The sequence below is a fragment of the Methylobacterium sp. 2A genome (assembly GCF_009806555.1).
Lineage (GTDB): Bacteria > Pseudomonadota > Alphaproteobacteria > Rhizobiales > Beijerinckiaceae > Methylobacterium.
The window spans coordinates 1-13,530 of the sequence record NZ_VUOK01000022.1 but is presented as its reverse complement, the minus strand read 5'-3'; the positions used below and the strand labels follow the sequence as shown (position 1 = coordinate 13,530).

12 protein-coding genes are annotated in these 13,530 nt (G+C 70.8%); 4 read left to right on the top strand and 8 right to left on the bottom strand.

Features of this window, described 5'->3' with window-relative positions:
• Positions 1-216: 216 nt before the first annotated feature.
• Complete coding sequence (locus FVE89_RS13340; RefSeq protein ID WP_160534435.1) at positions 217-1,101, bottom strand: LysR substrate-binding domain-containing protein; 885 nt, start codon at positions 1,099-1,101, stop codon at positions 217-219.
• 544 nt (positions 1,102-1,645) lie between these two features.
• Here FVE89_RS13340 and FVE89_RS13335 point away from each other — a divergent pair.
• The gene (locus FVE89_RS13335) at positions 1,646-3,046 is read left to right on the top strand and encodes an HD domain-containing phosphohydrolase (protein ID WP_160534434.1); all 1,401 of its coding nucleotides are present in this window, start codon (positions 1,646-1,648) and stop codon (positions 3,044-3,046) included.
• A gap of 44 nt (positions 3,047-3,090) precedes the next feature.
• Positions 3,091-4,116: a histone deacetylase family protein gene (locus FVE89_RS13330; protein ID WP_160534433.1), complete on the top strand. Its 1,026-nt coding sequence runs from the start codon at positions 3,091-3,093 to the stop codon at positions 4,114-4,116.
• Between the two features lie 13 nt (positions 4,117-4,129).
• Here the strand turns inward: FVE89_RS13330 and FVE89_RS13325 are convergent, their stop codons facing one another.
• The 3 genes from FVE89_RS13325 to FVE89_RS13315 form a co-directional block, all read right to left on the bottom strand.
• Complete coding sequence (locus FVE89_RS13325; RefSeq protein ID WP_160534432.1) at positions 4,130-4,843, bottom strand: cell cycle transcriptional regulator TrcR; 714 nt, start codon at positions 4,841-4,843, stop codon at positions 4,130-4,132.
• A 396-nt stretch (positions 4,844-5,239) separates the two neighbouring features.
• Positions 5,240-6,232: an ABC transporter substrate-binding protein gene (locus tag FVE89_RS13320; protein WP_160534431.1), complete on the bottom strand. Its 993-nt coding sequence runs from the start codon at positions 6,230-6,232 to the stop codon at positions 5,240-5,242.
• 114 nt (positions 6,233-6,346) lie between these two features.
• On the bottom strand, positions 6,347-7,390 hold the full coding sequence (locus tag FVE89_RS13315; RefSeq protein ID WP_160534430.1) for an ABC transporter substrate-binding protein: 1,044 nt from the start codon (positions 7,388-7,390) through the stop codon (positions 6,347-6,349).
• Positions 7,391-7,558: 168 nt separating this feature from the next.
• Here FVE89_RS13315 and FVE89_RS13310 point away from each other — a divergent pair, with 168 nt between their 5' ends.
• Complete coding sequence (locus FVE89_RS13310) at positions 7,559-9,235, top strand: cache domain-containing protein (RefSeq protein ID WP_160534429.1); 1,677 nt, start codon at positions 7,559-7,561, stop codon at positions 9,233-9,235.
• 147 nt (positions 9,236-9,382) lie between these two features.
• Here the strand turns inward: FVE89_RS13310 and FVE89_RS13305 are convergent, their stop codons facing one another.
• From FVE89_RS13305 to FVE89_RS13295, 3 genes are all read right to left on the bottom strand, one after another.
• Positions 9,383-10,270: a hypothetical protein gene (locus FVE89_RS13305; protein ID WP_160534428.1), complete on the bottom strand. Its 888-nt coding sequence runs from the start codon at positions 10,268-10,270 to the stop codon at positions 9,383-9,385.
• A gap of 223 nt (positions 10,271-10,493) precedes the next feature.
• Entirely contained in the window at positions 10,494-11,438 is a 945-nt protein-coding gene (locus FVE89_RS13300) for a ribose-phosphate pyrophosphokinase (RefSeq protein WP_091720370.1), read from the bottom strand.
• Between the two features lie 303 nt (positions 11,439-11,741).
• Complete coding sequence (locus FVE89_RS13295) at positions 11,742-11,978, bottom strand: DUF4170 domain-containing protein (RefSeq protein WP_160534427.1); 237 nt, start codon at positions 11,976-11,978, stop codon at positions 11,742-11,744.
• 161 nt (positions 11,979-12,139) lie between these two features.
• On the opposite strand from FVE89_RS13295, the gene FVE89_RS13290 reads away from it, so the two are divergent.
• Positions 12,140-12,553, top strand: a complete 414-nt coding sequence (locus FVE89_RS13290) for a hypothetical protein (RefSeq protein WP_160534426.1) — start codon at positions 12,140-12,142, stop codon at positions 12,551-12,553.
• A gap of 19 nt (positions 12,554-12,572) precedes the next feature.
• Here the strand turns inward: FVE89_RS13290 and FVE89_RS13285 are convergent, their stop codons facing one another.
• Positions 12,573-12,812 (bottom strand): hypothetical protein, encoded by a 240-nt coding sequence (locus tag FVE89_RS13285; RefSeq protein WP_160534425.1) that lies wholly within the window; start codon positions 12,810-12,812, stop codon positions 12,573-12,575.
• Between the last annotated feature and the right edge of the window lie 718 nt (positions 12,813-13,530).

The window sequence follows — 13,530 nt, the reverse complement described above, 5'->3', positions numbered from 1 at the left end:
GCTTTCGAGCCGGACTGCGGTGCGGGGCAGCCGGACCGCGCCAGGGCGTCAATCTGCGATCAGGGGATCCCAAAGGGCCCCGCCCTTTGGCGGGGTTCGGGGGTGGGGCCCCGAGACCGGGCGACGTTTGGCACCCAGCGACGCTTGGCACCAGGGCTCCGCCCTGGACCCGCAAAAGGTCTCGACCTTTTGAAACCATGACGTCACGGAGACCCCTCAGCCGCGCAGCTGCGCCACGAAGGCCCGGATGAAGGGCGGCAGCCCGTCGAGGTCGCGCAGGCACAGGGTCAGGTCGCGCCGCGCCCATGGATCGGCCAGCGGCACCACCGCGAGGGCGAGGCCCTGCGCGGCCCGGGCGGCCGCGCTCTCGGGCAGGATGGCCAGCCCGACCCGGGCCTCCACCAGCCGGCACACGGCGTCGAACCCGCGCAGCTGCACCCGCAGGCGCATCGGCCGCCCCTCCCGAGCCGCCTGCGCGACGAGAAACCGGCTGATGGCGCTGCGCCGGTCGAGGCCCACGAGGTCGTGACCCAGCACCTCCGCGAAGGGAATCGCCCCGCGCCCCGCCAGCGGATGGTCCGGGGCCGCCACCAGCACGAACCGGTCCTCCCGGAACGGGAAGGTCCGGAGCGAGCCGGTATCCACCGTGCCGGACAGGATGCCGAGATCGGCCGCCCCCTCGGCGACCAGCCCCACGATCTCCTCGGAGGTGCGCTCCTCGACCTCGACGCCGATCCCCGGATGGTCGGCCAGGAAGGCCGAGAGCGCTTCCGGCAAGAATTCAGTGAGCGCGTTGGTGTTGGCCAGCACCCGGATCTGGCCGAAGGCACCCCCGGAGAAGGCTGACATCTCCTCGCGCAGGCGCTCGACCGCGGCCAGCACCTCGCGGGCATGGACGAGGAGCGCGCGCCCGGCCGGGGTCGGGCTGACGCCCTGGCGCCCCCGGGTCAGCAGCGCGGCCCCGAGCGAGTCCTCCATCAGCCGGATCCGCGTGGAGGCCGCCGCCAGAGCGAGATTCGCCCGCGCAGCCCCGTGCGTGATCGAGCCGGCCTCGACCACGTGCCGGAACAGGCCGAGATCGGTGAGATCGAACCGCATCATCGTCCCGGCTTCTCCCGACAGGCCTCCGGCGCCGCCCCGCCGGACACGGCGCCCGAGGGCGGCCGAGGGTAGCCGCCGCCCGTTCCGGTGTCAGCGCATCCCGAGGAACCGCCGGCCGAGGGCCGATCATGGCCCCTGCGGCGATCAGTCCCGCTCACGATCGCAGCTGTATACGAACGGGATATGCATTATCGCCGATGATTTCGACTTCCTATGCCCGCAAATCAACGTTCCGATACGCAGATCGTCTTCCAAGGTCCTCAGAATATTGCCTTGATACAGAACTGTTTCTACTCAAATCGACAGAATAGTTATTTACCGCCTTTTAACGTGGCACAATTCAAACCTGCAGGACGGTCCCCGGATCCTCCGCATCAATGATAAATCTCTTGCGCATGCCCACCCCGGGACTGAGTCCGATAAAGCCGAGCCGGCAACATCCCGGACGGGGATGTTCGACGACCTTCCGGATGGACCGCCCTCGGTGTCGCCCGGCGCGGAGCCCCGCCCCCCCTGCAAAGATGCCTCCACCTGGGAGCCCGTGATGGACGCACTCCTGGTCGACGACAGCGCCACCATGCGCCTGCGGCTGCGCCGGCTGCTGGAGGCCAAGCCCGATGTCAGCGTGACCGACTGCGCCGATCCGGCCGCCGCCCTCATCGAGGCGCAGATCCGGGCCTTCGACCTCGTCCTGGTCGATTGCCACCTGCGCGCCATGGACGGGATCGCCTTCATCCGCGGCATGCGGACCATCCCGCACTACGCCCAGGTGCCCATCGTGATGATGGCCGACGGCATCTCGGACGCGGTGCGGCTCTCCGCCCTGGAAGCCGGGGCGACCGACTTCCTCGACACGTCCATGCAGGGCGTCGAGTTGACCGTGCGGCTGCGCAACGTGATCCGCCTCGCCAAGGCCGTGCGGCGGCTCGCCGAGCAGGCGGCCTGGCTCGACGGCGAGGTCGAGGCGGCCCTGCGCCACATGCGCGAGCGCGAGGAGGAGATCATCTTCCGCCTCGCGCTCGCGGTCGAGTACCGCGACAACGACACGGGCGACCATACGTGGCGGGTCGCCCGCTACAGCCAGATCATCGCCGAGGGGCTCGGGCTCGGCCCGGATTTCTGCCGCAACCTCTATCTCGCGGCGCCCCTGCACGATGTCGGCAAGGTCGGCGTCCCGGACGGCATCCTGCTGAAACCCGGGCGGCTGGATCCCGACGAGTTCGCCGTGGTCCAGGCGCATACCAGCATCGGCAAGCGCATCCTGGGCGGGAGCGCATCCGAGTTGATCCGCCTCGCCGCCGAGATCGCCGAGGCGCATCACGAGCGGTGGGACGGGAGCGGCTACCCGAACGGGCTCGCCGGCACCGCGATCCCGCTCGCCGCCCGGATCGTCGCGGTGGCGGACGTGTTCGACGCGCTGACCACGCAGCGCCCCTACAAGGCGGCGATGCCCTTCGAGGCGGCCCTGGACAGCCTGCGCGCCGAGAGCGGACGCCATTTCGACCCGGACTGCATCGCGGCCTTCTGCGCCCGCTGGGCGGATATCCGCATCGCCGGCGGACAGGAGCGGACCGCGATCCGGCCCGTCACCGAGCCCTGGGCGCGGGTTCCGACCCTGCTCCGCGAGATCGCCGCCGAGCCGCCGGAGCCGTCCGGCTGGCTCGTGCGCGACCCGCACAGCCTCATCGCCCCGGACGACGCGGCGGTGAACCCGCCGCCGGCTCCGCCGTTGACCCGCACCACGCCGACATCACGGAGGAAACCTGGCCATGAACGCGCGCTGGATGACGCTGCCGGAGATTGCCAAGGCCCGCCACATCTCCCTGGACGCGGCCCAGCGCCTGGTCGACGCGACGGACTGCCCCAAGGTGTTCCGCCTGGACGGAACGGTCTATCTCATCTGACCGCCACGGGGGCGGACGATTCCTCGCTCGGGCAGCCCTGAGGCGGCGCATTCCGGTTTCCGGGCTCATGCCCTAACCTCCCGGGATGCGCGTCTTCCACAGCCCCGAATCGCCCCGGCATGATCCCGAATGGTACTGGCGGCGCGGCACGCCGATCTCGCATCCCGAGCAGGCCGCGCGCTACGCGATCCTGCGCGACGCGGCCCTGAAGGGCGGCCACGCCCTCGCGGAGTCCGGCGATCACGGGCTCGATCCGATCCGGGCGGTGCACAATCCCGCCTATCTGGCGTTCCTGTCCGAGGCCTGGAGCCGCCGGGGCGAGATGCCGGGCCTCGGCGACGAGATCCTCACGGGCGCCTTCGCCCGGCCGCACATGCACCGGACGCCCAAGGGTCTCCTCGGGCTCGCCGGCCTCTACATGGCCGACACCTCGACGCCGATCCGCGCCGGGACGTGGCCCGCCCTCTACGGCGCGGCGCAGTGCGCGATCGCGGCTGCCGATACCGCCCTGGCGGCGGGCCACGCCTACGCGCTCTGCCGGCCGCCCGGCCATCACGCCTACGCGGATTCCGCCGGCGGCTTCTGCTTCCTCAACAACAGCGCGATCGCGGCCGCCCGGATGCGGGCCGCCACCGGCGGCCCGGTGGCGATCCTCGACATCGACGTCCATCACGGCAACGGCACGCAGGGGATCTTTTACGGGCGCGCGGATGTCCTGACGGTCTCGGTCCATGCCGACCCGTCCGATTACTTCCCGTTCTACGCGGGCTATGCCGACGAGACCGGCACGGGAGAGGGGGCGGGCTTCAACCGGAACCTGCCGCTGCCGCCGGGCTCGGGCGACGCCCCCTGGCTCGAGGCCGTGGAGGCGGGACTGGCGGCGATCGCCGCGCACCGGCCCCGGGCGCTCGTGGTGGCTTTGGGCCTCGACGCCGCGGCGGACGATCCGATCGGCGCCCTGAAAGTCACCCGGTCGGGTTTCGCCGGGGCGGCGGAGCGGATCGCCCGGGCCGGGCTGCCCACCGCCCTCGTCCAAGAGGGCGGCTACCTCTGCGCGGCGCTGCCGGAGAATCTGACGGCGTTCCTGGCGGCCTTCGACGCGGCCCGATAGGCAGGGCGCCGGATCAGTCCTCGTCGTCCTCGTCGTGGTGCCGGCCCTTGAGCTTGGCGAAGACGGAATCGGCGTCGAGCCGCTCCTCGCGGCCGCCGTGATCGTCCTCGTGCTCCCGGTCGTGTTCGTCCTCGCGGGCCGTCGAGATCTCGGCCGGCAGGAGCGAGGCGCCGGATTCGGCCGCCACCGCGGCCGGGCGGTCGGCCGCCGCGCGCTGGACCTCGAAGTCGAGGTTGATCTGCGTGGTCAGCCCCAGGGTCACCGGGTCCATCGGCTGGAGCGAGCCCGAATTCCAGTGGGTCCGCTCGCGGATCTGCTGGATCGTCGACTTGGTGGTGCCGACGAGCCGGATGATCTGCGAATCCTTCAGCTCCGGGTGATTGCGCAGCAGCCACAGGATGGCGTTCGGCCGGTCCTGGCGGCGCGAGAGCGGGGTGTAGCGCGGCCCCTTGGTGGTGCGCTTCACCTCCGGCAGCTTCACCTTGGAGACGGCGGGCTTCAGCTTGTAGTGCGGCGCCTTCTGGGCCTTCTCGATCTCGTCGCGGGTGAGCTGGCCGGTGGAGACCGGATCGAGCCCCTTGATGCCGGCCGCGACCTCGCCGTCGGCGATGCCCTTCACCTCCAGCGGGTGCAGCTTGCAGAAATCGGCGATCTGCTCGAAGGCCAGCGAGGTGTTCTCGACCAGCCAGACGGCGGTCGCCTTGGGCATCAGCGGACCCTGGGACATGTCTTCTCGTGCTCCGGCCTGGCGGGACGGGGGCCGGGCATCGGGCCGCGGGCTCCGGATGGACGATCCGGATGTCCCGTCTCACGCTGTCGAATGGGGATGGACCTATATAGGCCGGGGCCGGGAGGGGCGCAATCGCGGGTTCTCTCGCCGGGCCTGGATTCTCCGAGGCCCGCGGATACGGCTGAGCTTATGCCGCGAGCGTGACCGACCTCACCCGCGAAGGCCGCACGCGGCCGGGCGTGTGGAGAGATGTCATCCCCCTGGCATGGTCCCGACAAGCAGACGGCGCGTGGAGCTTCCGACTCCGCCGCGCCGTGGTGGCGATCCTCAAGAAGCCCCCGCGCGCCGCCGGGCCCGTGGAGGCGCATTGACGGGGCATCGTCCCGGAAGGCCCTAATCGATGATCTCGTCGGCCCGGGCGAGGAGGGTCGGCGTGACGGTGAGACCGAGCTCGTCGGCGGCCTTCGCATTCAGGACGAAGGACAGCCGGTTCGGCCCCTGGATCGGAAGGTCTCCGGGCCTGGCGCCCCTCAGGATGCGGTCGACGTAGTCGCCGGCCAGCTGGAACCAGACGGTCTCGTCGGTGCCGTAGGAGGCCAGACCGCCGGCCGTCACGAAGTACCGGAACGGGTAGAGGGCCGGGATCCGCCCGCGTGCCGCCAGGGATGTGATCAGGACGCGGTTCTCGAGGGTGAAGGCGCCCGGGGAGACGAGAAGCCCGACCCGGTCCAGGGCCGCCAGTCGCGCGAAGGCCGGCTCCAGATCGGCGCGCGCCTGCAGCGGCACGATCAGGGTCTCCAGCCCGAGGGACGGGCCGATCTGCGCGATCGAATCCGCCAGGGCCGTGGAGATCGGGCTGCTCGCCCGGTGCTGCAGGAAGGCGACCCGCTTCAGGTCCGGGACGATCTCCCGGAGCAGCCCCACCCATTTCCCGCCCATGGACGGCTCCATCACGGTGAAGCCGGTCATGTTGTCTCCGGGCCTCTGCATCGTCGCGACGAGGCCCTGGCCGACGGGGTCGCTCACCTGCGTGAACACCACCGGCGTCCGCTGCGCCCGGCGATGCAGGGCGAGCGCCACCGCGGTCGAGCGGCTGATGATGACGTCCGGCTCCGGCGTCAGGATCCCGGGGAGCAGACGGCCGATCGCGTCCGGGTCGCTGCCGACGGAGGCGAAGGTCAGCGCCAGGTTCTTCCCCTCGACCCACCCGGACTTGAGCAGCGCACGGCGCAACACGCGCTCGTTCTCGGCGAAGTTCGGATCGTCCTTCGCCACGGGCAGGAGGACCGTCACGCGGCGGACCCGATCGGATGCCGCATAGGGGACCGCCTGACCCAGGATCAGGGCGAGGCCGGCCGCAAGACCGAGGATGTTCCGCCGCCGCATGCCCCGCCCCTGCCTGTCGGCTGCTGGCCGTCAAGGGCAGAGGATCTGAGACGGTTCAGCTGCGATTGCAACACGCGGCGGGCGCCGGGAACGGCCTTCGGCCCTTGGGCGGCCTCACCGGCCCGGCAGGTTGTGGACGATCGGGAAGAACGTGTCCTTCCAGTCCTTGGGCTCGGCCTTGATGGTCTTCATCGCGTGGAAGTGCCGGGCCTGGAGCATGATGCCGAAGGGCGTGGTCGAGAAGTTGGTCCCCGGCTCCTTCATGATCTGGACGAGCGTCTCCGGCGGGGTCTTCTCGTTGGTGGCCGCCACGTAGTCCCTGGCGGCCTGGAGCGGATCCCTGGCGATCTCGGCATTGGCCTCGTCGATGGCGGCCACGATCGCGGCGGCGAGCTTGGGGTTGCGGGTGTACCAGCCGGTCCGGGCGTAGAAGATCGCGTTGCTCACCGGCTCGCCGACCAGTTCGTAGGAATTCAGCACCGCGTGGATCGCCGGATCCTGCAACTCGCGCTGCTGGAACGGCGGCAGGGAGAAGTGGCTGTTGACCTCGTTGTGGGGGCTCGCCAGCGCCGCCACCGCATCGGGATGGCCGAGCTGGACGGTGAGCGGGTCGAGCTTGGTGGCGTTCTCGGGGCCGAACGCCTTCTTGGCGGCGATCTGGAGCAGCACCGCCTGGGACGAGACCTTCACGGAGGGCAGGGCGATCTTGTCCTTGGACGAGAAGTCCTTGAGGTCCCTCACGTCCGGGTTGCGGGTGAGCAGCAGCATCGGCGTCGAGCCGACCCCGCACAGGCCCTTCACGTCGCCGCGCGTCCGGTCGTTGAGCAGCAGCATGTTGGTCGAGCCGCTGTCGACGATGTCGATATTGCCCGAGAGCAGGGCGTCGTTGCCGGCAGCGCCGCTCGTCAGGTTGACCCACTCCACCGTCACGTCCCCGAGGCCCGCCGCCCTGGCGTGCTTCTCGATCAGCTTGTGCTGCTCGGCGAGCACGGCGGGGAGGTAGACGAAGCCCGGCTGCCGGCTGATCCGGACCTTGGCATCGTCGGCCCGGGCGGGGGCGAGGAGGGTGTGGCCGGCGAGGGCCAGCCCGGCCAGCAGGAGAGCGGCCGGCCCCGCCCGAAGGAGGCGGCCCAGCCGCACCGAGCTCGTACGCATCATGACGCTTCTCCCTGTGGCCCGGCGGCTTCTTCGTGTCTGCCGAGCTTGTGATTGGGTGCGAGTGGATAGGTTCGCGCCGGCGAGCGCAAGCCCCGCCCCGTCTTCACGGTCCGCTAACGTTGAAGCGGCATGTCTTTACAACTTTTACGACTATCGCGGGGGCGAAGGGTGAGGATCGGCATCGGGGCGAAGCTCCACACCATCACGGCGGCCGCGCTGGTCGGTATCCTCGCGGTCTCGGGCATCGGGCTCGTCAGCCTGAAGGCGCAGGTCGAGCAGGACCGCATGGCCAAGACCCGCAATCTCGTGGACACGGCCTACGGCGTCGCGGCCTATTTCGCGGGCGAGGAGCGGGCCGGGCACCTGTCCCGGGCGGACGCCCAGGGCGCCGCCATCCAGGCCCTCAAGGGATTGCGCTACGACGGCCAGGAATATTTCTGGATCAACGACATGCAGCCCCGGATGGTGGCCCATCCGATGAAGCCGGAGCTGGAGGGGAAGGACCTCTCCACCGTTCAGGATCCCACCGGCAAGCGCCTGTTCGTGGACTTCGTCACGCTGGTGAAGCAGCAGGGCCAGGGCTTCGTCGACTATTCCTGGCCGAAGCCCGGCGCCGGCGCGCCGGTGCCGAAACTCTCCTACGTGCGCGGCTTCGCGCCCTGGGGCTGGGTGATCGGCACCGGGATCTACGCCGACGACACCGCGGCGATCCTGTGGGCGGCGGCTTCGAAGGCCGCGGCCGGGATGCTGGTGGTGGGGGCGCTGATCGGCCTGCTGGCGGCCCTGATCGGCCGGCGGGTGACGCGCCCGCTGCTCGCCCTGAACCAGGCCATGCACCGCCTCGCCGCGGGGGAGACCGACGCCCCGGTGCCAGCGCGCGAGCGGATCGACGAGATCGGCGCGATGGCGGGCGCCGTGCAGGTGTTCAAGGATGCGCTGATCGCCAAGGCCGAGACGGAGGCCCGCGCCGCCGCCGACGCCGAGGGCAGCGTGCGCCGGGCGCAGACCCTCGACCACGTGACCCGGTCGTTCGAGGCGCGGGCCGGCGATCTCAGCCGCGGGCTCGCCGGGGCGGCCGCGGAACTCGAGACCACGGCGCGGACGCTCACCGCCACCGCGGCCCGCACCACGGAGCGCTCCGGCGCGGTCACCGCGCAGTCCGCCGGCACCTCGGCCGACGTCCAGACCGCCGCGGCCGCCACCGAGGAGATGTCGGTCTCGGTCCAGGAGATCGCCGGGCAGGTGCAGCGCACCTCGGAGATCGCCGACCGGGCCGCCGTCAGCGCCCGCCAGGGCGAGGCGACCGTGCGGGCGCTGGCCGCCGGCACCGAGCGGATCGGCGACGTGGTCGGGCTGATCTCGGACATCGCCGGGCAGACCAACCTGCTGGCGCTCAACGCCACGATCGAGGCCGCGCGCGCGGGTGCCGCGGGTCGCGGCTTTGCGGTGGTGGCCTCGGAGGTCAAGGCGCTCGCCGAGCAGACCGCCCGGGCCACCGGGGAGATCAGCCAGCAGATCGGGCAAATCCAGGGCGAGACCCGGGACGCGGTGGCGGCGATCAGCGAGGTCGGGCGGACCATCGAGGAGATGCGCGCCATCGCGGTCGGGGTCGCGGCCGCCATGGAGGAGCAGAACGCGGCGATCCAGGAGATCGTCCGCGGGGTGTCGAGCGCCGCCGCGGGGGCGCAGGGCGTCACCGAGAACGTCGGCGGCCTGCGCCGGGGCGCCGACGACACCGCAGCGGCCTCGGACGAGGTGCTGACCGCCGCGCGCCGGCTCGCCCGGGATTCGGAGGCGCTGGACCAGACGGTCCGGGCGTTCCTCGCGCAGGTGAAGGCGGCCTGAGCGCATCCGTCCGGTTTCGAAAGGTCGGGACCTTTCGCGGGTCCAGGGCAGAGCCCTGGAATCCGTCAGGGCTTGGCCCTGACAACCCGCCAAAGGGCCGAGGCCCTTTGGAAACCCAGAGGATCCGGGTCAAAGCCGGGCCCCCGCTCAGGGGCGGCCGTCCAGGAAGCCGGCCACGGCCTTGGAGAATTCCGGCGTGCGCAGGTAGCCATAGGACTTGTGCCGGTTCTCGGTCCCGTCCGGCCGCCGGTAGGCATTGATCACCGGTACGTCCCGGACCCGCACGCCCGCGGCGTTCGGCGCGTAGATCTCCGCGAGGTCGTCCCCCACCGTGGCGATGTCCTGGCGATCCATCAGGTTGGTCCAGGCGGTGAGCGCCGCCGGCACCTGCAGCGCACCGTGCTCGTCGGCGAGCTTCAGCTTCAGCTCGGCGAGGCCCAGCGGCGAGCCGAGGGTGATCAGCGCGCAGCGGGGCAGGGGCGTCCCGCCCGCCTCGGCGGCGCGCAGCACGTCGTAGGCGATCAGGCCGCCCATCGAGTGCGCGGCGATCAGCACGTCCTGCTCGGCGGCCTCGGCCAGGGCGGCGCGCAGGCGCTCCCTTGCGGCGGACCGGAACCCCGCATCCGCGTAATAGCCCCAGAGATCGTCGAGACGGTATTCGAGGATCAGATCGTCCACCGGGGTCAGTCCGGCGGCCTCCTCGAGGTAGGACAGGCCGCGGTAGATCCGGTCGGTCAGCGTCGGCGCGGCCCTGTCGGGTTGCCCCGCCGGAGAGGGGAACGGGCCGAGGCCGTGATCGGGGCGGTAGGGCTCGCGGTTGCGGTCACCGGAGAGCGGCTGCGGGTAGCGGAGATCCGCCCAGTAGACGAAGGTGAAGGGCAGGCCGCCCTCCGGCAGCGGCAATCCGAGATTCCGGTCGAGACCCTCGCAGATCGCGGCCAGCCACCACGCCGCCTTCTCGTCGCGCGGCGGCTTGTTGGCGAGCCCGTGGATGCCGATGATGTGCGCGCGCCCCAGTGTCCGCTCCCAGACCAACGCCGGTTCCGGCTGAGCAAGGTAGGGCCTTCTCGCACAAGTGGTACTGCGGCCCGGTTCCCCGACCCGACAGCGTGTTCGATCTGCGATCCCGGGTTTCCGACGGGCTCAGCCCTCTGGTGGGTTGTCAGAGCAAAGCCCTGACGAAGACCGGGGCTCCACCCTGGATCCGCGCAAGGTCTCGACCTTACGAAACCACACCTATCCCGTTCGCCTCCGGCGCTCAGTCGAACAGGCTGGAGACGCTGGATTCCGTCGCGGTCCGGCCGATCGCCTCGCCGAGCAGCGGCGCGATGGTCGCAACCCGGATGTTGCGGGCGAGCTTGACGGCCTGCGTCGGCTGGATCGAATCGGTGATCACCAGCTCCTTCATCCGCGAGGCGGCGATGCGCGAGACCGCGCCGCCCGAGAGAACCCCGTGCGTGATGTAGGCCGAGACGTCCTTGGCGCCGGCGTTGAGCAGCGCCTCGGCGGCGTTGACCAGGGTGCCGCCCGAATCGACGATGTCGTCGACGAGGATGCAGGAGCGGCCCTCGACCTCGCCGATGATGTTCATCACCTCGGACTCGCCGGGGCGCTCCCGGCGCTTGTCGACGATGGCGAGCGGGCAGTCGATCCGCTTGGCGATGGCGCGGGCGCGGACCACGCCGCCGACATCGGGCGAGACCACCATGCGGTCGGCGCTCGGCAGACGCTCCTTGATGTCGCGCACCATCACGGGGGCGGCGAACAGGTTGTCGGTCGGGATGTCGAAGAAGCCCTGGATCTGGCCCGCGTGGAGGTCGAGGGTCAGCACCCGGTCGGCGCCCGCCTCGGTGATGAGGTTGGCCACCAGCTTGGCCGAGATCGGGGTGCGGCCGGAGGTGCGCCGGTCCTGCCTTGCGTAGCCGAAATAGGGAATCACCGCCGTGATGCGCCGGGCCGAGGACCGGCGCGCGGCGTCGATCATGATCAGCAGCTCCATCAGGTGGTCGTTCGCCGGGAACGAGGTCGACTGGACGATGAACACGTCCTCGCCGCGCACGTTCTCCTGGAGCTCGACGAAGATCTCCATGTCGGCGAAGCGCCGGACCATACACTTGGCGAGCGGCAGTTCGAGATAGGCCGCGATCGCCTCGGCCAGGGGCCGGCTGGCATTCCCGGCGACGATCTTGATCGAGGACTTCATGAGGAGAACTTCATGGGCGGCCGCTCACGCGCGGCCGGGCTGCCCGCCGCGCTCCGATGCCCGGCCCACGATGGACCGGCACAATGTGATGACGGGCGAGGCTCTTAGCAGCGGGCCGGAACTGTCACAATGCCTTCACGCAGTCCGCACGGATGCCGCGCACAGGCTAGGCCCGGAGCGGCGGCCGATGGCGTCGCGGTCAGACGACCCCAAGCCTCTGTTTCCAAGCCCCTGTTGTCGAGCCCCTGCTTTCATGCGCACTCCTGCGCCGAACGGGTCTCTCCTTCGGCGGCAAGCGCGCGCTCAGACGGCCGGCGGCTCCAGCAGCCGGTGCAGGTGGACTACGAAGTAGCGGGTCTGGGCGCTGTCCACGGTGGCCTGAGCCTTGGCCCGCCACGCGGCCTGGGCGGAGGCGTAGTCCGGGAAGATGCCGACGATGTCGAGATTCGCGATGTCCCGGAACCGGACGCCGTCGAGATCCTGCAATTCGCCGCCGAAGACCAAGTGCAGCTTCTGGTCGCTGTCGATCGCCGTCGTCATGGCCACACCTCCCTCGCCCTTCGATCCGCAACGGGCGCTCGCAAATGGCGGCCCCGCGGTCAAGCCTGAACGCCGCATCCGAGCCCTGCTGCCGCCGCAGGTCCCCCGGCCGCGGGTCTCGGGAGGCGCGAACCCTCCGCCCGTCGTGCTACGAGCGGGGCATGACGCGTGTATTTCTCCGTTTCTCCGTCGCGGCGCTGGGCCTCGCGGCGGCGCTCGCGACGCCGGCCCTGGGCCAGCAGGGAGGCCGCGCGCCGGGTCGCGCCGGATCCGAGCGGGGCGCCCCGGACAAGGGCGCCGACCGGCGGGGCGGCCCGCCGGTGATCGGCTGCCCGTCGCTGGCCAATTATCGGATGCTGATGCGGGGGGGCGCCCAGGCGGCGGCCGCGCTTCTGGCCGATCCGAAGGCGGACCATCTCGGCTGCAGCGTCCTGCCGCGGGGGGACGTGACCGGCATCGCCGACCGGGTCTCGCTCGGCGGCCAGAGCTACGATTGCGCCAGCCTGCGGGCCACCACGGCCTGCCACTGGGTCGAGGCCGGGACCGTCGACCGCCCCGGGCCGTCCGGGCGCTGACGGCTCCGGGCCTTGGCCCTCAGCGCAGGTGACCGCTGGCGCGCAGATCCCGCTCCACGGCCTCGTGGACGGCCCGAAGCGGATTGTCGTTCGTGGCGGCGGGCGGGGTGACGACCGGCATCGGTGCGGGCGTCGAGTCGAGGCCCCGCAGGAGGGGACTCCCGACCCGTGCCCGGCCGGCCGCAGGCCGCCCCGTCGCCCAGGCGCGCAACGCGTCCCGAAGGCCGGGCGGGAAGAGCGCGACGAGCGTGTCCAGCATGACCGGCCTCAGGGTTCGCGGCCGGCGACCGGCGGGGTTGGAGCGTAGGCGGACCGGTTCTTCACGGGGACACCAGCGCGGGATCGATCCATCGCGGAGACGGCCGAGGAGCGGCCATTCCGGCGGATCAGGATTGCCGATTTTGCTGCGTATGTCGCCCCTGGACCAATAAAGACTTGGTTATCGGCCCGAGCAATAAGGAGCTTGGCGGAAGCGGATGGGAATCGAACCCACCGTACGCTGTTGGCGTACCGCTGGTTTTGAAGGTCGATGGCTCGTAAACCGCCCCAGATTGGTGTTTCCAAAAACCCAATCAGCATCGATCCTTAGCGGATTTTCGGACGTTGAGCCTCGTCGAGCCGCGCGTGGTGGGGTCGGCACAGTTTCCGAGGAGCGATGAGCCGACATGGGCCTGTTCCCCTTCTCCTCAACGGTCTCGCTTCCTGCCCGTTGGGGGCCATCGTGTCCCTCATGGTCAGGCCGGCAGCCTCGTCGCGAGAACGCTAGGTGCGGCAGTCCGCCGCACCCCCCGTTTTTTTATCGCCGCCGGCCGGGGTGGTCGGGGATAAGTATCCCAGGCACGTTGGTGCCTCGGCCCCGAGCGGGGGACTGCTCTCGTCAGCGACGCTAAATACGGGTCCAGGCAATTGCCGCCTGGGCGCGCGGCGTTGACGTTTCGCAATCCTTTGACCCGCGGGGGGCCGCTCCCCCTCGCGGG

Bases quoted from the DNA above. Each gene is read 5' to 3' on its own strand.
- FVE89_RS13340 (WP_160534435.1), bottom strand. From the start codon at position 1,101: ATGATGCGGTTCGATCTCACCGATCTCGGCCTGTTCCGGCACGTGGTC.
- FVE89_RS13315 (WP_160534430.1), bottom strand. From the start codon at position 7,390: ATGATGCGTACGAGCTCGGTGCGGCTGGGCCGCCTCCTTCGGGCGGGG.
- FVE89_RS13290 (WP_160534426.1), top strand. From the start codon at position 12,140: ATGACGCGTGTATTTCTCCGTTTCTCCGTCGCGGCGCTGGGCCTCGCG.
- FVE89_RS13320 (WP_160534431.1), bottom strand. From the start codon at position 6,232: ATGCGGCGGCGGAACATCCTCGGTCTTGCGGCCGGCCTCGCCCTGATC.
- FVE89_RS13295 (WP_160534427.1), bottom strand. From the start codon at position 11,978: ATGACGACGGCGATCGACAGCGACCAGAAGCTGCACTTGGTCTTCGGC.
- FVE89_RS13285 (WP_160534425.1), bottom strand. From the start codon at position 12,812: ATGCTGGACACGCTCGTCGCGCTCTTCCCGCCCGGCCTTCGGGACGCG.
- FVE89_RS13335 (WP_160534434.1), top strand. From the start codon at position 1,646: ATGGACGCACTCCTGGTCGACGACAGCGCCACCATGCGCCTGCGGCTG.
- FVE89_RS13300 (WP_091720370.1), bottom strand. From the start codon at position 11,438: ATGAAGTCCTCGATCAAGATCGTCGCCGGGAATGCCAGCCGGCCCCTG.
- FVE89_RS13330 (WP_160534433.1), top strand. From the start codon at position 3,091: ATGCGCGTCTTCCACAGCCCCGAATCGCCCCGGCATGATCCCGAATGG.
- FVE89_RS13325 (WP_160534432.1), bottom strand. From the start codon at position 4,843: ATGTCCCAGGGTCCGCTGATGCCCAAGGCGACCGCCGTCTGGCTGGTC.